Source organism: Pedobacter arcticus A12, from assembly GCF_000302595.1.
Classification (GTDB): Bacteria; Bacteroidota; Bacteroidia; order Sphingobacteriales; family Sphingobacteriaceae; genus Pseudopedobacter; species Pseudopedobacter arcticus.
The window spans coordinates 692204-716248 of sequence record NZ_JH947126.1 but is presented as its reverse complement, the minus strand read 5'-3'; the positions used below and the strand labels follow the sequence as shown (position 1 = coordinate 716248).

30 protein-coding genes are annotated in these 24045 nt (G+C 36.4%); 17 read left to right on the top strand and 13 right to left on the bottom strand.

Features of this window, described 5'->3' with window-relative positions:
• Positions 1-51 precede the first annotated feature (51 nt).
• The 3 genes from B176_RS0110135 to B176_RS0110125 are packed head-to-tail and all read right to left on the bottom strand — an operon-like array spanning position 52 to position 2069.
• A complete protein-coding gene (locus B176_RS0110135) occupies positions 52-771 on the bottom strand; it encodes a ZIP family metal transporter (protein ID WP_017258696.1) in 720 nt (239 codons plus the stop codon).
• Between the two features lies 1 nt (position 772).
• On the bottom strand, positions 773-1339 hold the full coding sequence (locus B176_RS0110130) for a phosphatase PAP2 family protein (protein ID WP_017258695.1): 567 nt from the start codon (positions 1337-1339) through the stop codon (positions 773-775).
• Positions 1332-2069 (bottom strand): SAM-dependent methyltransferase, encoded by a 738-nt coding sequence (locus tag B176_RS0110125; protein ID WP_017258694.1) that lies wholly within the window; start codon positions 2067-2069, stop codon positions 1332-1334. The genes B176_RS0110130 and B176_RS0110125 overlap by 8 nt, the downstream gene beginning before the upstream one ends.
• A gap of 124 nt (positions 2070-2193) precedes the next feature.
• On the opposite strand from B176_RS0110125, the gene glmM reads away from it, so the two are divergent.
• From glmM to B176_RS0110100, 5 genes are all read left to right on the top strand, one after another.
• Positions 2194-3585 (top strand): phosphoglucosamine mutase, encoded by a 1392-nt coding sequence (gene glmM, locus B176_RS0110120; protein ID WP_017258693.1) that lies wholly within the window; start codon positions 2194-2196, stop codon positions 3583-3585.
• Between the two features lie 61 nt (positions 3586-3646).
• A complete protein-coding gene (locus tag B176_RS0110115) occupies positions 3647-4789 on the top strand; it encodes a cysteine desulfurase family protein (protein WP_017258692.1) in 1143 nt (380 codons plus the stop codon).
• A 216-nt stretch (positions 4790-5005) separates the two neighbouring features.
• A complete protein-coding gene (locus B176_RS0110110; RefSeq protein WP_017258691.1) occupies positions 5006-5206 on the top strand; it encodes a hypothetical protein in 201 nt (66 codons plus the stop codon).
• 210 nt (positions 5207-5416) lie between these two features.
• Positions 5417-5782, top strand: a complete 366-nt coding sequence (locus tag B176_RS0110105) for a DUF2200 domain-containing protein (protein ID WP_017258690.1) — start codon at positions 5417-5419, stop codon at positions 5780-5782.
• A 7-nt stretch (positions 5783-5789) separates the two neighbouring features.
• Positions 5790-6215: a GNAT family N-acetyltransferase gene (locus B176_RS0110100; RefSeq protein WP_040540392.1), complete on the top strand. Its 426-nt coding sequence runs from the start codon at positions 5790-5792 to the stop codon at positions 6213-6215.
• Here the strand turns inward: B176_RS0110100 and B176_RS0110095 are convergent.
• Positions 6212-7015, bottom strand: a complete 804-nt coding sequence (locus B176_RS0110095) for a class I SAM-dependent methyltransferase (protein ID WP_017258688.1) — start codon at positions 7013-7015, stop codon at positions 6212-6214. The genes B176_RS0110100 and B176_RS0110095 overlap by 4 nt on opposite strands.
• A gap of 139 nt (positions 7016-7154) precedes the next feature.
• Between B176_RS0110095 and B176_RS0110085 the strand changes: the two genes are divergently transcribed.
• Positions 7155-7613, top strand: coding sequence for a hypothetical protein (locus B176_RS0110085; RefSeq protein ID WP_017258687.1), 459 nt, complete (start codon positions 7155-7157; stop codon positions 7611-7613).
• A gap of 144 nt (positions 7614-7757) precedes the next feature.
• On the opposite strand, the gene cmk is transcribed toward B176_RS0110085, so the two are convergent.
• Both cmk and porQ read right to left on the bottom strand, forming a co-directional pair.
• Positions 7758-8432, bottom strand: coding sequence for a (d)CMP kinase (gene cmk / locus B176_RS0110075; protein ID WP_017258685.1), 675 nt, complete (start codon positions 8430-8432; stop codon positions 7758-7760).
• 233 nt (positions 8433-8665) lie between these two features.
• Positions 8666-9715 carry a type IX secretion system protein PorQ gene (gene porQ / locus B176_RS0110070; protein WP_040540241.1) on the bottom strand — a complete coding sequence of 350 codons (1050 nt, stop codon included), beginning with the start codon at positions 9713-9715 and terminating at the stop codon, positions 8666-8668.
• Here porQ and arfB point away from each other — a divergent pair.
• The gene (gene arfB / locus B176_RS0110060; RefSeq protein ID WP_017258682.1) at positions 9662-10150 is read left to right on the top strand and encodes an alternative ribosome rescue aminoacyl-tRNA hydrolase ArfB; all 489 of its coding nucleotides are present in this window, start codon (positions 9662-9664) and stop codon (positions 10148-10150) included. The two genes, porQ and arfB, sit on opposite strands and share 54 nt — an antisense overlap.
• Here arfB and B176_RS0110055 read toward each other — a convergent pair.
• Both B176_RS0110055 and lon read right to left on the bottom strand, forming a co-directional pair.
• Positions 10147-11091 (bottom strand): lipid A deacylase LpxR family protein, encoded by a 945-nt coding sequence (locus B176_RS0110055; protein ID WP_017258681.1) that lies wholly within the window; start codon positions 11089-11091, stop codon positions 10147-10149. The genes arfB and B176_RS0110055 overlap by 4 nt on opposite strands.
• A gap of 56 nt (positions 11092-11147) precedes the next feature.
• A complete protein-coding gene (gene lon, locus B176_RS0110050; protein ID WP_017258680.1) occupies positions 11148-13628 on the bottom strand; it encodes an endopeptidase La in 2481 nt (826 codons plus the stop codon).
• A 252-nt stretch (positions 13629-13880) separates the two neighbouring features.
• Between lon and B176_RS0110045 the strand changes: the two genes are divergently transcribed.
• On the top strand, positions 13881-14501 hold the full coding sequence (locus B176_RS0110045) for a tetratricopeptide repeat protein (RefSeq protein WP_017258679.1): 621 nt from the start codon (positions 13881-13883) through the stop codon (positions 14499-14501).
• Positions 14502-14508: 7 nt separating this feature from the next.
• On the opposite strand, the gene B176_RS0110040 is transcribed toward B176_RS0110045, so the two are convergent.
• The gene (locus B176_RS0110040) at positions 14509-15876 is read right to left on the bottom strand and encodes an NAD-dependent succinate-semialdehyde dehydrogenase (RefSeq protein WP_017258678.1); all 1368 of its coding nucleotides are present in this window, start codon (positions 15874-15876) and stop codon (positions 14509-14511) included.
• A 63-nt stretch (positions 15877-15939) separates the two neighbouring features.
• Here B176_RS0110040 and B176_RS0110035 point away from each other — a divergent pair, with 63 nt between their 5' ends.
• On the top strand, positions 15940-16842 hold the full coding sequence (locus tag B176_RS0110035; RefSeq protein ID WP_017258677.1) for a YitT family protein: 903 nt from the start codon (positions 15940-15942) through the stop codon (positions 16840-16842).
• 116 nt (positions 16843-16958) lie between these two features.
• Here B176_RS0110035 and kdsB read toward each other — a convergent pair whose 3' ends face one another.
• Genes kdsB through trpS form a run of 3 tightly spaced genes read right to left on the bottom strand, consistent with a single transcriptional unit; the run spans position 16959 to position 19366 of the window.
• A complete protein-coding gene (gene kdsB, locus B176_RS0110030; protein ID WP_017258676.1) occupies positions 16959-17705 on the bottom strand; it encodes a 3-deoxy-manno-octulosonate cytidylyltransferase in 747 nt (248 codons plus the stop codon).
• Positions 17706-17713: 8 nt separating this feature from the next.
• Positions 17714-18331, bottom strand: a complete 618-nt coding sequence (locus B176_RS0110025) for a deoxynucleoside kinase (RefSeq protein ID WP_017258675.1) — start codon at positions 18329-18331, stop codon at positions 17714-17716.
• 39 nt (positions 18332-18370) lie between these two features.
• Positions 18371-19366 carry a tryptophan--tRNA ligase gene (gene trpS, locus B176_RS0110020; RefSeq protein WP_017258674.1) on the bottom strand — a complete coding sequence of 332 codons (996 nt, stop codon included), beginning with the start codon at positions 19364-19366 and terminating at the stop codon, positions 18371-18373.
• A 40-nt stretch (positions 19367-19406) separates the two neighbouring features.
• Here trpS and B176_RS0110015 point away from each other — a divergent pair, with 40 nt between their 5' ends.
• From B176_RS0110015 to B176_RS0109980, 8 genes are all read left to right on the top strand, one after another.
• Complete coding sequence (locus B176_RS0110015) at positions 19407-20141, top strand: lysophospholipid acyltransferase family protein (RefSeq protein ID WP_017258673.1); 735 nt, start codon at positions 19407-19409, stop codon at positions 20139-20141.
• 160 nt (positions 20142-20301) lie between these two features.
• Positions 20302-20592 carry an Asp-tRNA(Asn)/Glu-tRNA(Gln) amidotransferase subunit GatC gene (gene gatC, locus B176_RS0110010; RefSeq protein WP_017258672.1) on the top strand — a complete coding sequence of 97 codons (291 nt, stop codon included), beginning with the start codon at positions 20302-20304 and terminating at the stop codon, positions 20590-20592.
• A 55-nt stretch (positions 20593-20647) separates the two neighbouring features.
• Positions 20648-21370 (top strand): ABC transporter ATP-binding protein, encoded by a 723-nt coding sequence (locus B176_RS0110005; RefSeq protein ID WP_017258671.1) that lies wholly within the window; start codon positions 20648-20650, stop codon positions 21368-21370.
• A gap of 124 nt (positions 21371-21494) precedes the next feature.
• A complete protein-coding gene (locus B176_RS0110000; RefSeq protein WP_017258670.1) occupies positions 21495-22043 on the top strand; it encodes a cob(I)yrinic acid a,c-diamide adenosyltransferase in 549 nt (182 codons plus the stop codon).
• Positions 22044-22121: 78 nt separating this feature from the next.
• Complete coding sequence (locus B176_RS0109995) at positions 22122-22343, top strand: DUF2795 domain-containing protein (protein ID WP_017258669.1); 222 nt, start codon at positions 22122-22124, stop codon at positions 22341-22343.
• A gap of 179 nt (positions 22344-22522) precedes the next feature.
• Positions 22523-22672 (top strand): lmo0937 family membrane protein, encoded by a 150-nt coding sequence (locus B176_RS20955; protein WP_017258668.1) that lies wholly within the window; start codon positions 22523-22525, stop codon positions 22670-22672.
• A 110-nt stretch (positions 22673-22782) separates the two neighbouring features.
• Positions 22783-23016 carry a ribbon-helix-helix domain-containing protein gene (locus B176_RS0109985; protein WP_017258667.1) on the top strand — a complete coding sequence of 78 codons (234 nt, stop codon included), beginning with the start codon at positions 22783-22785 and terminating at the stop codon, positions 23014-23016.
• A complete protein-coding gene (locus B176_RS0109980) occupies positions 23013-23345 on the top strand; it encodes a type II toxin-antitoxin system PemK/MazF family toxin (protein WP_017258666.1) in 333 nt (110 codons plus the stop codon). The genes B176_RS0109985 and B176_RS0109980 overlap by 4 nt, the downstream gene beginning before the upstream one ends.
• Here B176_RS0109980 and B176_RS0109975 read toward each other — a convergent pair.
• Complete coding sequence (locus B176_RS0109975; RefSeq protein ID WP_017258665.1) at positions 23342-24025, bottom strand: 2-C-methyl-D-erythritol 4-phosphate cytidylyltransferase; 684 nt, start codon at positions 24023-24025, stop codon at positions 23342-23344. The genes B176_RS0109980 and B176_RS0109975 overlap by 4 nt on opposite strands.
• Positions 24026-24045 lie beyond the last annotated feature (20 nt).

Genomic DNA, 24045 nt, shown 5'->3' with positions numbered 1-24045 from the left:
ATATTTTAATATTTACTCACTCCTTCAAATTCAATCCTTCTCTCATTAAAACTAATGCCCTCCCCAAAAGAATCCGGCCAAGGCAATGCTCATCCCTAATAAAACAGCAATGGTTTTTTTAACAGAAAACTTATGGTCAACGCTAGATTCAAATAAAATAGTGGTTGAGATATGTAAGAAAATACCAATCACAATTCCCATAATGTAAGGATAGTAACTTCCTAAACTCTGCACATCTCCTTTGCTTAATGCATAGCTAAAAATGTAACCCAAAGGCGACATAGCTGCGAAAACGATCAGTAAGACCGAAACAGAACTTTTTTTGATATGGCTTGCCAATAATACGCTTCCTAAAGCAAAGGCAGCGGGGATATGGTGAATGGCAATTCCGTAAACCAGTTGTTCGTTATGTTTTGCTGTTAGCGGCATCCCCTCTAAAAATGCGTGTAAACATAAGCTTAGCATAATACCCCAAGGAAAGCTCTTTTGGTGACTATGTACATGGATATGTCCGTGTTCAATGCCTTGCGAAAACTGCTCTAAAAGAATCTGCAACACAAATCCTCCTAAAATAAATAAGCCAATTAAATGCGTATGATCGCTCTCGTAAACATCGGGTAATAAATGTAGAACCGTAATGGCAAAAAGAAATGCACCACTAAAAGATAATATAAGTTTAAGCGCATTGTTGCTGTTTTTTTTAACTACAAAAATCGCAAAACCGCCTAGTAATGCGCAAAGGCTCAATAATGATATAATGAAGTAACTCATTTTATGCTTTAAAAGGAACGTATTTTAAAAATATTTTTGCTACTAGATAGCCTATAGCCGAGCCAAATAAGGCGCCAACCATAACGTCGATTGGGAAATGCACACCCACATAAACTTGTGCAAAGCATATAATAGCGGCCCAAAAAATGGCGATGGCTGTGATGTATTTCCATTTCTTCCGGAAAATAACAACCAAAAATATGGCAATAGAAAAATGGTCTGAAGCATGTGTAGACGGGAAACTTTTTCCCGAACCACAAGGCACTCGCGATAGCACAACTGGCTGAAAAGCAACTTCATTACAGGGTCTGTCTCGTTTAAAAATGGGTTTTATAATGCTGGCGCTACCAAAATCGGCAATGCCAACAGTAGCCGCTAAAAATATAACGAAATATAAACCTTTGACTTTATAAGCTTTTATCGCAAAAAATATGATACCGATATATAGAGGAATCCAAGTATATTTATTACGCATGATAGGCATCAACCAATCAAAAAAAGCATTACCTAACCCTGTGTTTATGGCTTGAAATAGCTGATGGTCAAGCCTGATGATTTCTTCAAGCATCTGTTTTTTTACAAATAAAAATTAATCGATCTGATTTGTTGATGTCGAAAGTATTTAAGTTATAATCCCCAAAAGTATGGATAATCTGTAAACCGGCGGCACTGAAAAGTCGCTCAAAATCCGGAGTTTTAAAATCTTTCACTTCTTCTTTAAAAGCGAAATGTTTATTACGGTGCTCAAAATCAATGGTTTTCACGATATTACCACCAATAACCTGTCTGCTGATATGGAACTCAATGCCGTCAACTTCCTTTGTTTCTTTGGTGACTAAATGGTTAATTATTTTCTGACTGTTCATATAGTCAAAAACTAACAATCCATCTTTTTTCAAAGCTTTTTTAAATGATTTTAGGGCGTTTATATGGTCTTTATCTGTTTCAAAGTAACCGAAACTGGTAAAAATGTTAAAAACGAAATCAAAATAGCGGATATAGAAAGGCTGGCGCATGTCATGCACATAGAAATGGAGGTTTTTATTCTCAAACTGTTGTGCAAACTTAATGCTGCTAAAAGAGAGGTCTATACCAGTAACCTCGAAACCTTTTTTGTTTAAATAAATTGCATGTCGACCCCTTCCACAAGCGATATCCAACATTCGGCTACCAGCTTTAGGCTTTAAAAAACCACATAAATTATCTATGAAAAGCTCAGCTTCCTCATCGTCTCTTTTTTTGTAAAGAATGTGATAATAAGGAGAATTAAACCAATTTTGGAACCATTTTTTAGGCATGAGCTTTATCTAACAATGATGTGCAAATATATAAATTACCTTTTTAAGGTGTTGTTTAAAATAAGATGAATTAACCCATTTTATATTTTTAATTTTACCACATTCGAAAATTAACGACGACAAAGTGACTTTAATAAAATCAATCTCTGGAATAAGAGGAACAATTGGCGGTAAAGCAGGCGACGCTTTAACACCAACGGATATTGTGAAATTTACCACGGCTTTTGGTATATGGGTAATGGCACAAACTGGAAAAAAGAAAATCGTAGTAGGTCGTGATGCTCGTATTTCGGGCGAAATGGTGCGCAATTTAGTAGTGGGCACATTACAGGGAATAGGCATTGATGTGGTTGATGTGGGTTTGTCTACCACGCCAACGGTTGAGATTGCTGTTCCTTTAGAAAACGCTGGTGGTGGAATTATCATTACCGCTAGTCATAATCCAAAACAATGGAACGCTTTAAAATTACTAAACCATAATGGCGAATTTATTAATGATGAAGACGGTAAAAAGGTTTTAGAAATTGCAGAAGATACGGATATTACTTTTGCCGAAGTGGATGATTTAGGGAAAGTGAGGCAAGATGAAACTTATATGCAAAAACACATCGACCAGATTTTGGCTTTGCCTTTGGTGGATGTTGAAGCCATCAAAAATGCTGATTTTAAAGTAGCCATTGATTGCGTAAATTCATCTGGAGGTATATTTGTCCCTGCTTTACTGAAAGCTTTAGGTGTAAAAACTATCTTCGAGTTGTACTGCAAGCCAGACGGGGATTTTCCGCACAACCCAGAACCTTTACCAGAAAATTTGACGGCTTTAGCAAAAGAGGTAACTGCAAAAAATGCTGATTTAGGTATTGCCGTTGACCCAGATGTAGACCGACTTTGCTTTGTGTGCGAAGATGGAAACGTTTTTGGCGAGGAATATACTTTGGTGGCTGTGGCGGATTATATCCTAAAAAATAAAAAGGGAAATACGGTTTCTAACCTTTCATCTACAAGAGCGCTACGCGATGTTACCGAAAAGGCTGGTGGCGAATATCACGCTTCTGCAGTAGGAGAGGTGAACGTAGTAAACCTAATGAAAGCAAAAAATGCTGTAATTGGTGGTGAAGGAAATGGTGGGGTAATTTATCCAGAATTGCATTACGGAAGAGATGCTTTGGTAGGGATTGCTTTATTTTTAACGCATTTGGCTAAATTTGGCGGTACAATTTCTAAATTGAGAGCTAGTTATCCATCATATTTTATCTCTAAGAACAAAATCACATTAACGCCAGAAATGGATATCGATAATTTGTTGTTGAAGGTGGAAGAGAAATATAAAGCGCAACCACACAGTACTATTGATGGTTTAAAAATTGAATTTGATAAACAGTGGGTGCATTTAAGAAGATCAAACACAGAACCTATTATCAGAATTTATTCTGAGGCAAGTTCCGAAACGGCCGCGGAGAGTTTGGCGAATAAGATAATTGCGGATATAAAAGAGATTTTAAAAAGTCAAAAGTAGAAAGTGAAAAGTAGAAAGATTTTAACGCTCTTCACTTCAAAATTCTATCATTATTAAAACCATGAAAATTTACCTCGATAACGCAGCAACAACGCCCATTGATAAAGAAGTATTAAAAGTGATGGTAGAGGTGATGGATAACTATTATGGCAATCCATCATCTATTCATTCGCATGGGCGAGAAGTACGGACCTTGGTAGAAAAAGCCCGTAAGTCTGTTGCTACGTTGTTGAAAACTGCACCATCAAATATCTTTTTCACTTCTGGCGGAACAGAAGCGGATAATACTGCAATTCGGTCTGCTGTCCGAGATTTCGAACTAACTCATGCCATCACTTCAAAAATAGAGCATCATGCTGTTTTGCATACCTTAGAGATGCTTGAAAATACTGGAGTTATAAAATTGAGTTATGTTAATGTTGATGAAAAAGGTAATATCGATTATGCACATCTGGAAGAATTATTGACTGCAAATGAACGGAGTTTGGTTTCTTTAATGCATGCTAATAACGAACTTGGAACGCTAACAGATATTGAAAGTGTGGGTGAGGTCTGCGAAAAATATAATGCTATTTTTCATACAGATACGGTACAAACGATGGGGCATTATCCGCATGATTTAAGCACCTTAAAAGCGCATTTTGTGGTTTGCTCTGCTCATAAATTGCATGGGCCAAAAGGTGTAGGTTTTTTATTTGTAAATCCAGCTGTTAAGATAAAACCATTGCTATACGGTGGCGCACAGGAACGTAATATGCGTGGCGGAACAGAAAATGTTTATGGCATTGTTGGTTTAGCAAAAGCTTTAGAATTAGCTTACGCTGATATGGATTTACATAAAAACCACATCCAAGATTTAAAGAATTATATGAAAGAAGCTTTGCAAAAAGCAATTCCAACGATAGATTTTAATGGAGAAACAGATGCTGATAAAAGTTTATACACCGTGTTGAATGTCCGTTTTCCAAAAATGGATATGGCAGATATGCTTTTATTTAATTTGGATATCAATGGGATTTCGGCATCGGGCGGGAGTGCCTGTTCATCCGGTTCAAACATTGGTTCACACGTGTTGACTGCAATTGGTGGCAATCCAGGTCATCCGTCAATACGGTTTTCTTTCTCAAAGTTTAATACCAAAGAAGAAATAGATTATACGGTAGAAAAAGTAAAAGAGGTTTTTGCGAAAGCAAGTCTGTCTTAGAAGTAAGAATCAATATCCAAGAACCAAGAGGCTAAAAAACTCGAAAGCATTTAATCCTTCACTCATTCAAAATTTAATCATTATTAAGAAACTTGAAAAGTATCCTATCATTCAATCCTTCAAAATTAATTAGCTCCTTCCATCATTAATCCTCCTTGGCAACATATTTGTTTTAACATATTTATATTCTATTTATCAAAACTAAAAAGAGAAACCATGAAAAGCCCAGCAGAAAGAATGAACGATTTTAAAGAAGAGTTGGAAGAGAAAAATCCGATTAAAAAAGAGGATTTAGGTGCGCCAACTAATGCAGAAGAAATACCAGAGAAAAAAGGTTCGTATTCTGAGACTTCAGCTGACAAAGCTCGTGTTAATAAAGGTGCTATCGGGATTGATAGAGATGCCGGTCAGATGTAAGTCTTTCAACCAAAATATTTAGGCGAATTCTGAAAGGACTTCGCTTTTTTTGTGGGTTGTTTTTTGTAATTTAGGTCTTAGAAAGAATGCCCCAACCTGTCCTTAGTTTAAGCGAAGCGTCTCGAAGGATTGAATAATAGATAGAAGTCTCTGACTCCCGATTTTACAAGAATTTAAAACCGAGAGTAAATTTAGCACTACTTTAAAAGCATGAACACAACACCCGAACATAACCAGCGAGTAGCAAAAATGACATTTGCATTGGTGTATTCACTCCTTGTGAAAAAAGTAGAGCGAAAAGGAAGAACCGAAGAAGAATTGCAACAAGTTATAAAATGGCTTACCGGTTTTACAAAGGAAAAAATCAACGAACTTATTGAAAAGGAAGCAACTTATGAGGAATTTTTTAGTACTGCCAAATTAAACCCAAATGCGCACCTCATTAGCGGGACAATCTGTGGTTATCGGATTGAAGAAATAGAAAATCCTTTGACAAGGCAGGTAAGGTATTTAGATAAATTGGTGGATGAGTTGGCGAAAGGCCAAAAAATGGAAAAAATTTTAAGGGTTGGATAAAAACGAAATGTTGAAAATAACCATAACAAAAGTCACCAATCCCGAAGACCTCCAAAAAGTCTTCGCCATCCGCAAAACAGTTTTTGTGGAAGAGCAAAACTGCCCTCCCGAATTGGAATGGGAAAACGAAGATGTTTCCATCCATTTTTTAGCGAAATATAATAACGAAGATGCTGGTGCTTGCCGGTGGCGCAAAATAGAAAAAGGGTATAAATTAGAACGTTTTGCTGTTTTAAAAGAATTTCGAGGAAAAGGAATTGCGCAAGAAATGATTAAAACAATCCTGAACGATTTACCCAAAGAAGCACATTATATTTACCTACATGCTCAATTAACCGCAGTTCCTTTATATCAAAAAATGGGGTTTGTTGCTGAAGGAAGCCAGTTTGAAGAAGCGGGCATTCAGCATTATAAAATGGTTTTTAAAGCCTAGCCCACTCGTTGGTAAATGCGGTTATGTCCTACGTTTAAAATATTTTTAAATATGGTAGCGTCAATCTCCTCACAAGCTTTAGAAACTTCCACAATACCTTTAAAAAACTTGGTTCCCGGGTTAAAATTCGAAGCATCATCCATTACCAAATAGCCGTTCGGCTTAATAATTTTTGCATAATTATCCAAATCTTCTTTGCAAACTTTATAGCTGTGGTCTCCGTCTATATAAACAATATCGAACTTTTGATTTTGCACCTGCGACGAAATATTTTCATCATTTGAATACCCTTTAATCAAGTTTACCTCTCTTAAATCCAAACCAGAATTATCAAACATCTTTTGTATGTGCCCAATAAAATCTTCTTGGATATGAATGTTACCATCAGCAAAATCCCTACGGATAGAAGGAACCACGTAAGAAAGCAGTTTCCTGATGTAATAATTTCTGAACAAGCTGTTATTTGGGTAATTGCCTTCTAAGGGAGAAATCCCTGTAATCTTTGCTTTTAACCCTATTTCTTTGGCAATTAAGGCCCATAAAGAAATCACCTGACCTTTAAAAATCCCAATTTCTAAACAGGTTATTTCTTCCTTTTTCTCTTTTAAATCTTGCAATAAAAGATACCACATATGGTGAAAAGAGCGGTCGCCAAATCCAGCTTGCTTTTCTTCCACATAATCTCTGTGATTCTTTAAAAACGGATTTTTATTTACTTCATCTCTAAAATGTTCCCACACAAAATCATTGGTTTCAGCAGTGTTTGTGTAAGTCTCTACATAATGCTTTAAAGTTTCCATGGTTGGGGCAACAAGAAGTATTAATTTAAATATGGCGAAAGATAAAAAGAAAATTGTTTTAGAACGTAAATACTTTTAGCTAAAAAATCGTGAAATTGCGTGAAAGTCGTCAACGTTTATACGTAGTAAATTATTTGTATTGAAACTAGTTGTATTATTATCCGTTTTTTTATTGGTGTGCGGAGGTTGTTTTATATTTTACAACGACCCTGCTTATGCTGTTTCCGGACGTTTAGCGCTTGCTGCAATGTTTTTGTTTTCGGGTGTTTTACATGTGAAATACCGTGATGGTATTTATCTAACCTATCCAGATTTTTTGTCGCAGATCAATAAAATTAAATTGGTTTTTGCTGTAGGCGATCTGCAGTTTGCAATAGCGGCTGGATTGGTGTTTGCAGACGTTGCCAGAGTTATTGTTCCCCTAATTCTAATTTATCTCATTTTGGGCTTGGTTACCCAGGTGAATGCGGGCGTCAAAAACATCAGCGTGAAGCGAGGCAATTATACCGGTAAAGGAATTGCTTATCTGTTCTTTAAAATTCCGGAACAGCTTATTATTATCGGCTGGACTTATTATTTCGTTCTAGTTTGTTGTTGAGATTATAGATAGCGTATAATTTTTGGGCGTTTTAACACGCTGTCCGCTCATACGCCACAGGCCTTAAGCTTTTGGCCGGTATCCGCTTTCATCGTTAACGCAAAATGCTCTTCGTCAAAAAATAAAGCTAAAGAACCAATTTTATTAAACAATAAAAGGTTTAACCTGTTCAATGGCAAAAGCCAGTTGTTCTTCTTGGGTTAAATTGGTGTTATCTAAAATAATAGCATCTTCGGCTCTAACCAGTGGACTTTCTTCTCGGGTAGTGTCCAAAAAATCGCGGTGAGCCAGGTTGTCAAAAATCTCTTCTAAACTTACGTTTTCACCTTTAGCAATTAGCTCGTTATAACGTCTTTCAGCTCTGATTTTAGGGTCGGCAGTCATAAAAAGCTTAACCTGCGCATCCGGGAAAACCGTAGTTCCAATATCACGCCCGTCCATAATCATATTCTTGGATTTTCCCATTTTCTGTTGCTTGCGCACCATCGCCTTACGCACTTCTTTAATAGACGCTATTAAGCTAACGTTTTCAGAAACCGGCATCTGTCTAATTTCTTCCGAAACTTCCTCGCCATTCAATAAAATATGCGATTCATAGTCTCTCGAATGGAAATTTAAATCAATATGCTCTAACGCATCAACAATTAAATCATGATTTTTTAAGTCGGTATTGTTCCTTAAAAAATATAAGGTTACCGCCCTGTACATGGCGCCACTATCTACATAAATAAAGTGGAGCTTTTTAGCTAATGCCTTTGCAAGTGTGCTTTTTCCACAAGAAGAATAGCCGTCAATAGCGACCACGATATTATTAACCATTGCCGTAAATATAAATAATTTTGAGAGAAGGGTCGAATTTTGAATGAGTGAATGATAGTAGGATTGAATGCTTGGCCAGTGTGATAATAATGGGTGAATGAAGAATTGGATGAAAAGGTTAATTTTTGATTGCTAAGAAAAAATAATCTTGATTATTGTGTCTTGCTTCTTGATACTAAGGAGAGAATGCTTTTCAAGTCTAAGATAATTTGCCATGGACTATCGACAATCAACTATTTAGCAAAATTCAAAAAACTTGGGTTTAGCGTTAGTGAGAAATAATTGTTGCTACCAGCGAGGTTTAAAGTTGAATGTGCATAACCTAAACTTAGTTTTTTAAGGTGAAGAGAAAATCCAAATGAAAGACCCGACAAGCCATTTAAACCACTAATGCTTAGTTCTTTGCTTTGCTGTAAGTTGTAGCCTGCTTGTAAATTGAATGCTGGCGACAGTAGAATTTCTGCACCCAAAATAAAGTGACGACTTAGCTTATTTGTAAAATTAGCGCCCTTATCTTTTGGTTCTCCGGTTATTAAATCAGTGTCGTCACCTGTATTTGGGTTGTAATAATTTAGATTGAACTGCTGTAGATTATTATAGGTTATGTGATACCTGAAAGGGGCGAAGCGCAATTTTTTTGATAAGGAAACAGCAATCTGGAACGGAAGATTCTCTCTCTGTTGATCAAAAGCGTTAAGCTGATAGCCTATGTTTTTAAAAACAATACCAGTAGCTAAATTGCGGGTTGTATCTTTATAAGTCACCGCTAAATCGGTTGCAATGGCCGAAGAATTATAGATGTCATAAGAGCCATAAATCACTTTTGCATTGGCGCCATAATAGATTTTGTTTTTCCAGTTTTTGGCGTAACCTACGTTCAATAAATAATCTCCTGCAGTAAAGTTTGCGCCAGTTGGGGTTGCGGTAGCGTCATATTCGTCAAAACTGCCGTAGTTAATGAACGTTAAACCCAAAGATAAGGTTTGGGTAGTTTTAACTTTTAGTGCATATTGTATATTCCCAAAATTAATGTCAGAAACGTAGTTGCTATAATTTAGCGATAAAGAATTTTGGTGCAAATTTGAAAGTAAAGAGGGGTTTGCAAAGGTTTCATCAAAATCGGCCTCAGTTTGCATGGGATATGCATTACCTAAAGCGGCTACTTTTGCCGAATTAGGCAAGTTTAAAAAACGAAAAACTCCTTTTCCTCCAGTTTGCGCATCGCATACATGATAAGCCGAAAATATCGTACAAAAAAGCAAGAAGAGGATCTTTTTAAACATGATATGGCTAATTTAGCTTTAATTATGAAATTTAATAAAGAGCTTTTGCAAAAGGAGTTTAGTTTTAAAACTTCTAGAAGTGGTGGCAAAGGCGGACAAAACGTGAATAAGGTTGAAACTAAAGTAGAACTACTTTGGAAACTGGATGCGAGTGTGGTTTTTTCTGAGGCCGAGCTAAGCAGAATTAAACTGAAACTAGCCAACCGCATCAACAACGATGGTGTTTTTTCTGTAACTGCAGAGGAAGATCGATCGCAGCTGCGCAATAAGGAAATTGCGCTTAGTAAAGCCTTTTATATGATTGATCATAGCTTAATGGTAGAAAAACCTAGAAAAAAGTCTAAACCAAGCTTTGCTTCTGTGCAAAAACGTTTGGATAATAAAAGAAAACAAGCGCTCAAAAAGATCAACCGAAACAGCAACAACGATTATTAAAAGCGGTAATAAAATGCTACAGAACCATATTGTTCTGATTTTGTAGCACTCGCCAGCTCTTTACTTTTAAAAATAACAGATAAGTCAACCGTAAATCTTTTGTTTGCATAAGAAGCGCCAATCTGTTGCGAAAACACGAAAGGTATTGGCTTGTAGGTTACCGGACCTTTATCTTTTACAAATAAGCCACCTTGTATGGTTGCATTATAAGCAACATAGGTTAAAGCTGGTTTTAAAAAAAAGTAAAACTCTTGTTTTTTTAATCCCGTTTGGACTTTTGTAGCAATATTGCTTTGTGTTGCCACTGAATGGTAAAAAGGGTTAATGCTCCCTGTCCGGAATAAAATGCCAGCATCTAAACCTGTAAAAGTATTTCCTAAACTTACATTTATGGGTAAAGAAAAATCGAGATTTTTATTCTTGTTCCTGAATAAAAAATACTGCAAGTTCAGCTTTAGGTTTACTCCAAACTCGTCATTCACTTGGTACTGCCAGCCAGAAATATCGTAAAATCCAACAAAATCATGTAATACTGTTTGTACCTCTTTACCTAAAGCAGCGGGGCCAATTGTGCCCATTTGAATTGCTAATTTTAAGATGTTTTCATTTGGTTTTAGCCATTGTAAGCTACCGCCAGCGTACAAATAGGAAGCAAACGGGCGATCTACATTTTCAATTTCTGTAATCTGGCCACTTCGGGCATTGTACATTTCATGCCCTAAATTTAAGCTCCAAATCTTCTTGGTTGTACTGTCGTTTTTGTTCTCGATGGCTCTTCTGAAATGGATAAAAAGTCCGTTTGTGTAATATCGATCTTGCTTGGTGCCCAAATAAGCGTCGTTATCTGATCTAAAGCCCAACTCATTCTGATAAATTTTTTCTTGAGAAAAACTTTGAAGAGTTAGTAAAATAAAGGCAAAAAAACTGAGAATAAAGCGCATAAAAAAAGCCGAAAACAATCGGCTTTAAAAATAAACATTTATTAATGGTTTAGCTACTAACTTACCGGTTCTGGTTTTTTATCATCACGGTAAACAATATTCAAAGCATTTTTAACCTTATTAGGCATCAAAGCAAGTTTTACCACGTCTAACATATCCGTAACGTAATGGAAATCCATATCCTTAATATAATCGGCTTTAATTTCTAAAATATCTTTTTGGTTTGATTTACATAGAATAACTTCTTTAATATTTGCTCTTTTTGCAGCTAAAATCTTCTCTTTAATTCCGCCAACAGGCAAAACTTTTCCTCGCAAGGTAATCTCGCCAGTCATGGCTAAATTTTGTTTCACTTGTTTTTGCGTAAACGCCGATGTTAAAGCAGTTAACATGGTAACACCCGCAGATGGTCCATCTTTAGGAGTTGCACCAGCGGGAACGTGGATATGTAAATCCCACTGATCAAAAATGCGGAAATCAATACCTAAATCTTCTGCATGTGCTCTAATATAGGCCAAAGCAATTACCGCAGATTCTTTCATCACATCACCCAAATTTCCAGTCAGGGTCATTTTTCCCTTTCCAGGACTTAAACTAGCCTCTATAAATAAAATATCGCCACCTACAGAAGTCCAAGCTAAACCGGTTACTACACCTGCAACATGGTTATTCTCATAAGCATCTTTATCAAAGTAAGCTGCACCAAGCGCTTTTTGAACATCATCATAAGAGAAATTGGTATTATATTCCTCTTCCATAGCAATTTTGGTTGCAGCGCTCCGCACTACAGAACCCAATGTTTTCTCCAAGCTACGCACACCAGATTCGCGGGTATAGTCTTCAATTATTTTTTCGATAATTGTTGGCTTCAATGCAATATCCTTCGCTTTTAAACCATGTGTCTCTTTTTGTTTGGGTAACAAATGCTTTTTAGCAATTTCAACTTTCTCCTCAATGGTGTAGCCGTTTACCTCAATAATCTCCATTCTGTCTAGCAATGCGGGTTGAATGCTACTTAATGAGTTTGCTGTAGCAATAAACATCACGCTAGAAAGGTCATAATCCAACTCTACAAAGTTATCCGCGAAAGCGTTATTCTGTTCTGGATCTAAAACCTCCAATAGGGCAGAAGACGGATCGCCTCTAAAATCGTTTCCTACCTTATCAATCTCATCCAAAACGAAAACAGGATTTGATGAACCAGCTTTTTTTAGCGATTGAATTACCCGCCCTGGCATTGCACCAATGTAAGTTTTACGGTGTCCTCGGATTTCGGCTTCGTCTCTAATTCCACCTAAGGCCATACGAACATATTTACGACCCAAAGCTTTCGCAATTGATTTTCCTAAAGAAGTTTTACCAACTCCGGGAGGGCCAACTAAGCACAAAATTGGTGCTTTCATATTGTGTTTTAGCTTTAAAACTGCTAAATACTCAATAATACGTTTTTTAACCTTATCTAAACCGTAATGGTCTTTATCTAATATTTTTTGTGCTCGTTTTAAGTCAAAATTATCCTTGGTAAAAGTGCCCCAAGGTAAATCCAAAAGTACTTCTACGTAATTGATCTGTACAGAATAATCGGCTGCAGCCGGATTCATCCTGGCTAATTTATCAAGCTCTTTATTAAAATGAATATCAGTTTCTTTGCTCCAGCGCTTCTTTCTGCCTTTCATCCTTAAATCATCAACTTCCATGTCTGGAGAGTTGCCACCCAACTCTTCTTGTATAGTTTTCAATTGCTGATTCAAAAAATAATCACGCTGTTGTTTGTCTAAATCAACTTTTACTTTGCTTTGGATTTGGTTTTTAAGTTCTAGCATTTGTAATTCCATGCTCAAATGACTTAAAACCATTGTGGCTCGTTCACGCAGATTTGCCACTTCCAACATCAGTTGCTTTTCAGCCACGCTGGCGTTCATATTTGATGATATAAAATTGATCAAAAACGGAACGCTGTCAATGTTCTTGATTGCAATAGCTGCCTCTGACGGGATATTTGGCGAAAACTGGATGATTTGCATGGCAAGTTCCTTAACAGAAGAAACCATGGCTTTAAACTCTTTATCGGATTTTGGGCGTATTTCTTCGAATTTTTCTACGCTAGCCTTTAAATATGGCTCTGTTTGTGTTTGCTCGCCTAATTTAAACCTGTTTTTTCCCTGAATAATTACTGTAGTATTTCCATCGGGCATCTGCAACATTTTTACAATAATTGCAACCGTTCCAATTTTATTTAACTCGTCAAAAGTAGGATCTTCAATGTTTACATCTTTTTGGGCAACAACCCCAATTATTTTATCTCCTTTATAGGCATCTTTAATCAGTTTAATAGATTTATCTCTACCAACGGTGATTGGGATAACTACGCCCGGAAAAAGAACCGTGTTTCTTAAAGGTAAAATAGAAAGGATTTCTGGTGTTTGCTCATTATTCATTTCTTCCTCATCTTCTGGAGACATTAAGGGAAAAAACTCAGTATCTTCATTTATAAGAGGTGATGCGTGATGGAAATCGAACTGATCAAAATTGCTCATGTATTTTTTTTATGATGAAACGCCAAATTGACAGGTTAAACTGCAATTTAAGCTATAACGATATAGTGAACTATAATTTACAAGCTTTATGCCAATGAACTTTAAAAGTTTTTTTTAAGAAAAATGTATCAAAGTAGCGTTTTTTAACAAAAAAAAGTGAAATTACGTCAGTACCAATTATGCGAAATATTTCCCGCACAAATACGTTATTAATTTATTAATTTATTTTTGATAGGGGAGTATTGCCGAAAGATGAAAACACAATTTATTTTAGTTTTAACTGGAATTTCTTTAATTACGAATATTGCCGTTGCGCAAACACCGTTTGAACGTTTAGGACAAAAGGCCATGACAGCAGGTGAATTTACTACTGCAGCTGGTTATTTTGAGAAAGCCTATGCCAACGACCGTAGTAATATGAACGCGTTATGGTTAATGGGTTACTCCAATTACCATGCGGCAGAATATAGGAAATGTATTGAGGCGTTTGACCGATTGATCGCTATGAAGCCGACCGAAACAGCAGCCTATTATTATCGTGGCAAGGCAAAAGTGTTGTTTTCTGCCACTTTTAAGGAAGCTAAATCACCAGAACACGAGCGGTTAATCTGTGGTGCTATCAAAGATTTTTCGTCTGCTTTGGATTTAACCCCGAATGATTATAAACTATATCAGAACCGAGGACTAGCTTATCAAGATTATGCTTTGTACAAAAGCCAACGTATCCCAGATGTTTATAGTAAGTCTATCGCGATAAGTGCTTGTAATTCTTCCATTGCAGATTTTCAAAAGGTTTTAGAAGAATCTGGGTACCGAAGGGATATTATGGCACAAATTGAGAGATCAAAACAACTTTTGTCAGACATTCGGTAAAACAATTTTACTTAATAGAGATGGTTTTGATATTCATAAATTCCAATAAACCATTTAATCCGAGTTCTCTGCCATAACCAGATTGTTTAATACCTCCAAAAGGTAATCTCGGGTCAGATTTTACGCCCTGATTTACAAACACACTTCCAGCTTGAAGTTGATTTCTAGCAATCTCATTTCCCTTGGTTTCATCTTTTGTAAAAACTGCTCCACCCAAGCCAAAGACCGAGTCGTTTGCAATGTTGATGGCTTCATCTATAGTATCGGCGGATATTATCACTGCTACTGGTCCAAATAGTTCTTCGTCAAAAGCGGGCATTCCTTTTTTTACATTAGTAAGGATGCTTGCCGGATAAAAAGCACCTTCGCCAACTGGTATTTCGCCACCTAAAATACATTTTGCACCTAAGGATATGGACTTTCTCACTTGCTCATGCAAATCGTCTCGTAATTGTTTATTCGCCATTGGACCCAAATCTGTATTTTCATCAAAAGGATCGCCCGTTTTTTTAGCTTTTATTTTGGTTAATAATAATTGCGTAAACTCTTCTAAAACAGATTCAATAACGATAAAACGCTTTGCAGCAATACAGCTTTGGCCGTTATTGATAAGCCTAGCGTTAACACAAGCTTCTGCAGCCATTTCTAAATCTGCATCTTCCAAGATAAGATATGCATCGCTTCCGCCAAGTTCTAATACACATTTTTTTAAAACTGAGCCTGCTTTTTCTGCTACTTTTTTGCCTGCCTCTGTACTGCCGGTTAAGGTAACCGCTTTAATTATCGGATGCTCAATAATTTGGTTTACATTTTTTCCTGCTACCAGTAAAGTGCTAAAAACGTTTTCAGGGAATCCAGCCTCTAGCACCAATTCTTCTATTAAAAGTGCACAGCCCGAAACGTTAGATGCATGTTTTAAAACACCACAGTTACCTGCCATTAAGTTTGGCGCCAAAAACCTAAACACCTGCCAAAATGGGAAGTTCCAAGGCATTACAGCTAGAATAACCCCTATAGGTTGATAGCTTATGTAGCTTTTGTTGGCATCTGTTTTAACAATTTTATCTTTTAAAAAGGTTTCGGTATTTTCTGCATAATACTCGCATACCGAAGCGCACTTTTCAAGCTCAGCAATACTTTCTTTTAATGGTTTACCCATCTCTAACGTCATTACTCTTGCCAGGTCTTCCTTTTTTGATTTTAAAACCGTTGCAAGCTTTAGCATCAACGCTGCCTTATCCGCGTAACTTACTTTACGCCACTTTTCCCAAGCTTTTTCTGTTGCGGTTATTTTTTGTTGTATTTCTTGTTTGGAAAGCTCTATATAAGTTTGGATTAGCGTATCGGTTGCGGGGTTAATGCTTTTGATTATCATTTTTATCAATTTATTTTCAGATACAAATTAATTTTATTGTCTTGAACTCTATATTTGTTAAATATGAGATTACAGAGAAGGGTACAATTTTTATACCGAAAAGCGCATTTACCTACGATACTTAAAGAGACCACATTAATTCTTTTGGGTATCACTTCTGCTGCTTTTGGACTGAAAAGTTTTTTATTACCGAACAATTTTTTAGATGGCGGTACCATGGGTATTTCCTTGTTATTGAATATAAAAACGGGTATTAGTTTAAGTTTAATCGTAATCGTAGTAAATTTTCCATTTGTTTTATTGGGGATGAAACAGATTTCCAAGAATTTTGCAATAAAAACGGTACTTGCAATTGCGGGTTTAGCTTTAATGCTTTCTTTTGATTTTTTCCCGATTGTTACTTCAGATAAGTTACTAATTGCCGTGTTCGGAGGTTTCTTTTTGGGCGCAGGTGTTGGTTTAAGCATTAGGGGAGGAGCAGTTATTGATGGGACCGAGGTTTTAGCCCTATTTATCTCCAAAAACGTGAGTTTAAGTGTGGGTGATATTATTTTGCTGTTCAATATTTTGATTTTTTGCGTTGCAGCTTGGGTTTTAAATATAGAAACAGCACTTTATGCTATTCTAACCTATCTCTCTGCATCTAAAACGGTCGATTTTATAATTCACGGTGTGGAAGAATATATCGGAGTTACTATAATATCTTCAAAAAATGAGCAAATACGACAGGCTATTACCAAAATTTTAGGAAGAGCGGTAACAATTTATAAAGGGGAAAGAGGCTATACAAAAAATCTAAGTCCTGATGAAGTTGATATGAAAATTGTGTTTACTGTAGTTACAAGATTAGAGGTAACCAAACTTAGGAATATGGTAAGGAGCATAGATAAGCAAGCTTTTATTGTAATGCATACAGTAGATGATACTTACGGAGGTATGGTGAAGCAACGCCCGTTACAGAGTTAGGTTAGTTGATTAGCCGTTGATTCTGATTCATGAAGCAGTCGCGGAAGGTTATACGCTTTTGTTTCGAGAGGTTGAAATGTTTTAAATTAGATGGGATAGGAATAGCTGAATTTGCCTTAGCACTGATTCGACAGCAATTCTAAAACCTTCGTTACATCTTCAGGGCTATCAATTGCCAAGCTTTCCGTTTCGGTGATGGCAACTTTAATTTTACAGCCATTTTCAATCCAACGAAGTTGCTCCAGTTTTTCAGAAGATTCTAGGTTGCCTAACTTCATGCCGGCGATAATACCCAACGTGGTAGTGCGGTAACCGTAAATGCCAATGTGCTTATAAAAAGTGTGTTTGGATAAATAATTTTCTTGAGCAACATCTTTCAAATACGGGATCACCTGGCGACTAAAATAAATCGCTTCTGACCGGTTGTTGATGATGACCTTTGGTGTATTGAAGTTAAATAGCTCTTCTGGAGTGCTTATTTTTTTGATCAGCGTTGCTAAATCAGTAGAAATATCGTTAAAACAGCTTGCCAATAAATTGATTTGCTTTGGGTCAATTAGCGGTTCATCGCCCTGTATGTTGATGATTGCATCATAACCTGTCATTTTTACACAAACCTCTGCACACCGATCTGTCCCGCTTTGGTGCTGGTCTGACGTCATGATTACATTTCCGTTGAAAAGCTTTACTGCGTTAAAAATTTCCGGGCTATCTGTTGCAACTACAACTTCCGCCAAAGACGATGCTTTTTTTGCCTGTTCATAAACCCTACGTATCATACTTTTACCTGCCAAATCTATCAGCGGTTTTCCCGGAAAACGGGTAGAGGCGAACCTAGCTGGGATGATACCTAAAATTTTCATAGGGAGTGTTATTTAAAAAGTCCGTTAATTTCTCGTTCAACGCTTTCTATAATAAAAGCCAAGTCGTCGGGATTGTTGGTGAAATCTAGTTTGTCTTTATCTAAAATCAATAAATTACCTTCTTTATAGCCTTTTATCCAGCGGTCGTATTTTTCGTTCAGTTTCTGTAAATAATCAATTCTTATTCCCGCTTCGTATTCTCTGCCACGGCGTTGAATGTTTTCTACCAATGTCGGTACAGATGCTTTTAAGTAGATCAACAAATCTGGCGGATTGATAAAAGAGGTCATACTACTGAAAATTGAGCGATAATTGTCATGATCTCTAGTGGTCATTAAGCCCATATCATGTAAGTTTTCCGCAAAAATGTAGGCGTCCTCGTAAATAGTTCGATCCTGTACAATAGTTTTAGAACCCTTTTGGATCTCTTTAATTTGTTGAAACCTGCTGTTTAAAAAATAGATCTGTAGGTTAAAACTCCATCTTTTCATATCACTATAAAAATCTTCGAGGTAAGGATTGTTATCAACGGCTTCATACATTGCCTCCCATCCGTAATTTTTCGCTAACAATTCTGTTAAGGTAGTTTTACCAGCACCAATGTTACCTACTATAGCTATATGCATAAAATGATTTTTTAAAATGGTTTTAATTTTATTAAGCTACTAAAAATTTCTAAAACCAATAATTTCTCTTACTTCTTTAATGGTTTTTTGTGCACTTTCTCTGGCCTTTGCAGCACCATGCTTTGCAACTTGGCGTAATAATACAGTATCTGCAGATATATGCTCAATTTTCTCGCGGATTGGTTGCGTTGCAATGATCATATCCTCAGCCAAAGCCTTCTTAAAATCGCCGTATCTAATTTGAGCTTTATTATACAACTCTTCAAAATGTGATAAAGTATCAGTAGAGGAAACCACTCTCATCAGGTCAAACAAGTTTTGTACTTCCTGTGGCTTTTCTTGGTTGTCTTGTGTAGGTCCGCCATCCGTAACGGCCTTCATTACTTTTTTTCTGATAATTTCTGGACTGTCTGATAGGTAAACAGCATTCATTTCACCTTCCGATTTTCCCATTTTTCCTTTGCCATCTAACCCGGGGATTTTAACCAAATCTTTGGAATAATTAAACGCAAAAGGTTCTTTAAAGTAGTCTGTTTGATACAAATTGTTAAAGCGGTTACCAAACGTCCGGGTCATTTCTAAATGCTGTTCCTGATCTTTACCTACGGGCACTTTAGTAGCATGGTGAATTAAAATATCCGCAGCCATTAAAACGGGGTAGGTTAGCAAACCTGCATTTACATTATTTGGATTTGCTCTAATTTTATCTTTAAAAGAAGCGCCTCGCTCTAATTCGCCCAAATAAGCATTCATATTCATGTATAAATACAGTTCAGCGATTTCTGGAACATCAGATTGGATGTACAAAGTGCTTTTTTCTGGATCCAGACCGGCAGCTAAGTATTCAACTAAAACCTGTTTAATGTTACCGTGTAAGTCACTTGGCGTTGGGTGGGTAGTTAATGAATGATAATCAGCAATAAAGAAAAAGCAGTTATGTTCATTTTGCATCTGCACAAAATTTCGCACTGCACCATAATAATTTCCAAGGTGTAACTTACCTGTAGATCTAATTCCGCTAACAACAGTTTCCATAATGCGACGAAAGTACAGAAAATTTATAATTTTGAGAGCGATGAGACAAATTTTAAGGCAGATGATGAGGTACTGGCACCTAGCAATGGTAGCTGTGATTTTTGTACTGACTTTCCCATTTGTTTATTTTCTTTCGAGACGAAAAAACACCTATCCGCAGCTTAATTTTTTTAGAAAAATATGTGCATTTATCCCGTCGATGTTAACAGGTGTTTTTTACAAAATTGATTACGAGGAAGTTATAGATTGGAACAAAACTTATATCATTTGTCCAAATCACGCTTCAAATCTTGATATTTTTGCCATGAGCTTAGTTGCTAAAGGCAATTTCTTTTTTTTAGGAAAAGAATCATTGCTTAAAAATCCAGTAACCCGAATTTTTTTTCAAACGATAGATATCCCCGTTAACAGAGAAAGTAAAATGTCGTCTTTTAGAGCGTTTAAAAAAGCATCAGAAAGAATTTTAGAAGGAATGTCACCTGTGATTTTTCCAGAGGGAAAGATTGGGGATGAGTATCCACCTGTTTTGCATGAGTTTAAAAACGGGCCATTTCGCTTGGCAATCGAACATCAGATTCCAATAATTCCGGTAACTTTAAAAGATAATTGGAAAATTTGGTGGGATGATGGGATAAAATATGGATGCAAGCCCGGAGTTTCGCATATTTGCGTACACAAACCCATTGATGTCTCTGGTTTCGGTATTAAAGATGATGAACTTTTAAGAGATTTGGTTTTTGAAAAGATAAAATCGAAGTTGGACTATGAGGTTTAAGTCCGCAGCCAGGGGTCGGTAGCCCGAGGTCTGGGATGATAGCTAGTACGTGTTAAGTATTTGCGACAACAAATATTTTTGGATTGGATAGTGGTTTTTGAAGAGTAATTTAAAAAAACGAGTCAAACTCTGTGGACCACGGACTCTTTAAAATAGAACAATGAAAATAGATAAAGAAACGGTAGATAAAATAGCTCATTTAGCTAGGTTAGAATTAACGGAAGCAGAGAAAGACAGGTCGATTGAAGAATTAAGTGAGATTTTGAGCTTTATGGAAAAGCTGAATGAATTGGATACTTCTGGCGTTAAACCTTTAATTTACATGAACGAGGCTGTAAACGTTTTGCGCCCCGACGTTGTAATTCAAGAACTTACTCGTGACGAAGCGCTGAAAAACGCACCTTTAAGAAACGAGGAGTACATCAAAGTTTCAAAAGTAATTCAGAAATAGTTATTGCTTTAGCGTAACAAAATCGGTTTCTAACCGTCTGAATAGAAAAGGAAAAATGCAACCATTAATTACGATTACAGATTTAGGGCGTAAGTACGTTATAGGTGCTGAGGTTATCCATGCCCTAAAATCTGTTTCTTTAACTATAAATAAAGGAGAGTTTGTTGCTTTAATGGGGCCTTCAGGTTCAGGAAAATCTACTTTGATGAACTTGTTAGGCTGTTTAGATACACCTACCAAAGGCGAGTATGTTTTGAATGGCATTAATGTTAGCCAGATGACAGATAGCGAGCTAGCGGAAGTTAGAAACAAAGAAATTGGTTTCGTTTTTCAAACTTTTAACTTATTACCGCGTTCTTCCGCACAAGATAATGTGGCCTTGCCTTTAATTTATGCAGGCATCAAAAGAAAAGAACGCGATGAAAGAGCAATTCAAGCTTTAGAAAACGTTGGACTCGGAAATAGGGTACACCACAAGCCTAACGAACTTTCTGGAGGACAGCGACAAAGGGTGGCCGTTGCCAGAGCTTTGATCAACAATCCGTCTATTATCTTGGCCGATGAACCCACAGGGAACTTGGATACCAAGACTTCTATAGAAATTATGGGTTTAATCGAGGATATTCATGCCAAAGGAAATACGATTATTATTGTAACCCACGAAGAAGATATTGCACAACACGCTCACCGGATTGTAAGAATGAGAGATGGGCTTATTGAAGAAGATTATCAGAACACAGATATAAGGACGGTGCATTCAAAAATGCAGAATTTATAGATTTCGATGTATCCGACAAAAAGGTGAGTTTTTTTAGCTTACCTTTTTTTGTTGAACAATTTTTCGATTATCTTGTTAGCATTGTTGTTAATCTGTTTAGAGCAGAAAAGGAATCAATCATTTTATGAAAATATATACTAAAACAGGCGATAAAGGATACACTTCTTTAATAGGGGGTACAAGAGTGCCAAAACATCATTTACGAATAGAAAGTTACGGAACAGTGGATGAACTTAATTCGTACATCGGTTTGATAAAAGATCAAGATATTTTAGCGGAGGATAAAGAAATTTTGAAAGAAATCCAAGATAGGTTGTTTACGGTAGGTTCAACTTTAGCATCCGACCCAGAAAAATCAAGAATGAAAATCCCTGATTTATTAGAGACTGATATTGAATTGCTTGAAAAGCAGATGGATGAGATGAATACTTTTCTATCACCTTTAAAACACTTCATTTTACCTGGAGGTAACACAACCGCATCTTATTGCCACGTTGCAAGGTGTGTGTGCAGACGAGCGGAAAGACTAGCTGTACACTTGGCAGAATCAGAGTTTGTAGATGAAAAGGTAATTATTTATTTAAACCGTTTGTCTGATTATTTATTTACTTTAAGCCGGAAGGTAGTTTTTAACAATAAAAACGAGGAGAATACCTGGATTCCGAGGATTTAAAGAATGTTGATAACTTTTTTAGTAAACCTTAAATTTTAATTTAGTTTTGCAAATCATTAAAACACAAATTCTAAGATTATGTATTGGACATTAGAATTAGCATCACATCTTGAAGATGCTCCTTGGCCAGCAACCAAAGACGAATTAATTGATTACGGAATTCGCTCTGGTGCACCGGTAGAAGTTATAGAAAACTTACAAGCACTGGAAGATGACGGTGAGCCTTATGAAAACATTGAAGAAATTTGGCCAGATTATCCAACCAAGGATGACTTCTTCTTTAACGAAGATGAATACTAAAAAGAAAGACTCAAATATTTGAGTCTTTTTTTTGTATTAAATTTTATACAACTCATTTTTAGTCAACCTTACCTAAAAAGCGGTTTAAGGTTGTTTTTGTCTGATTTATGTCAATTGGTCTACTTTTAGATAAGTTCTAACATATATATTATTGTTAAACCTTATAAAAAAAATCGATCATGGGAAATTTACTTTATTTAATTGCAGTTGTTTTAATTATAATTTGGATTTTAGGAGCTTTTGTATCTCCTTTTGGAGGAGGCTTAATCCACATTCTTTTAGTTATTGCAATTATAGCAATCTTATTAAGAGTAATAAGAGGCGCTTAGTCAGATTAATTAATTCGGACATAGAAAGCAAAATACCAATGGTGTTTTGCTTTTTATATTTATGATTTATAAATATAAATTGTAAATTCGTATAGACTAAAGCGATTGTTATGATAACTTTTACCAGTACACTTCCCGATGATTTAATGAAAATGCTTTCCGATAAGGCAAAAGCGTTAAAGCTTCCTAAAAATAAGCTGATAGAAAAAGCATTGGAAATTTATTTAGATCAGCTTAATAAAGCAGAATATGTAAAATCATACAGGAATGCCGGAGATGACGATGATATTTTGGTTATGGCAGAAGAAGGCATGGAAGAATATTTTAAACAGCTTAAAGATTGAAACAGGGGGAAATCTGGTATGCCAGTTTAGATCCAACAAAGGGAAGTGAACAAGCCGGTTACCGTCCGGTTGTGATTCTGAGTGGCAACATGCTCAACCAGCACCTGCAAGTTGTAATTACTGCGCCCCTTACTACCAAAATTAAAAATTATAGAGGGAATCCTATTATACCTCCTGGTGCAGATAATGGTTTGCAAGAGGTTTCGGAGTTGATGATTTTTCATATCCGTTCAATATCTAAAGACCGCCTGGTTAAACGAGCTGGAAAAATAGATAAAAAAGAACTTGAATTGGCAATCGCTACTTTAAATGATATCCTGCGATATTAATCTTGCATTTTCAAGATGGTTTCTGCCAGTTTTAAATCTTCTTTAAACGTAATTTTAAAGTTAAACTCGTCGCCTTTTTCTAGGTTGATTCGGAAGCCTGCTTTGTCTACAACAGAAGCATCATCAGTGAAAAAAGGATCAAAATTTTGTTGATATGCAGCGGTTAGCTGCTCAATCTGGAATGTTTGCGGGGTTTGTACCAAATAGATTTCGCTGCGTTGTAAAGCTTCTGATTTTCCATTTTTGAGTTTACGTACAGAATCTTTTGCCGGTACAGCTGCGATAGCGTTCCCTCTTTCTATTGCTGTTTGAAAACAATTGTTAATGGTGTTTTGCGAAACTAATGGACGAACAGCATCATGTATAGCTACAATAGAATTTTTTTGCTGGATTAAACTTATTCCGTTTTTTACGGAATTAAATCTTTCTGCTCCTCCAAAAATAATTTGATGAGGAATATCGAAATTATGTTTCTTTTTCAGCTCTGCCCAGCGTTCTAGGTGGGTCGAAGCCAAAACTAGAATAATATGAGGATGGTGTTTGTTTTGCTGAAATGCAGTAATGGTGTGCATTAGAACAGGTTTCCCGTTCAGTTCTAAAAACTGTTTCGGGATGTCGCTACCCATTCTGGTTCCGCTACCGCCGGCAACTATAATTGCATAAAAAGAATGATTACTCATACAAAAGCGATTAAGCAAAA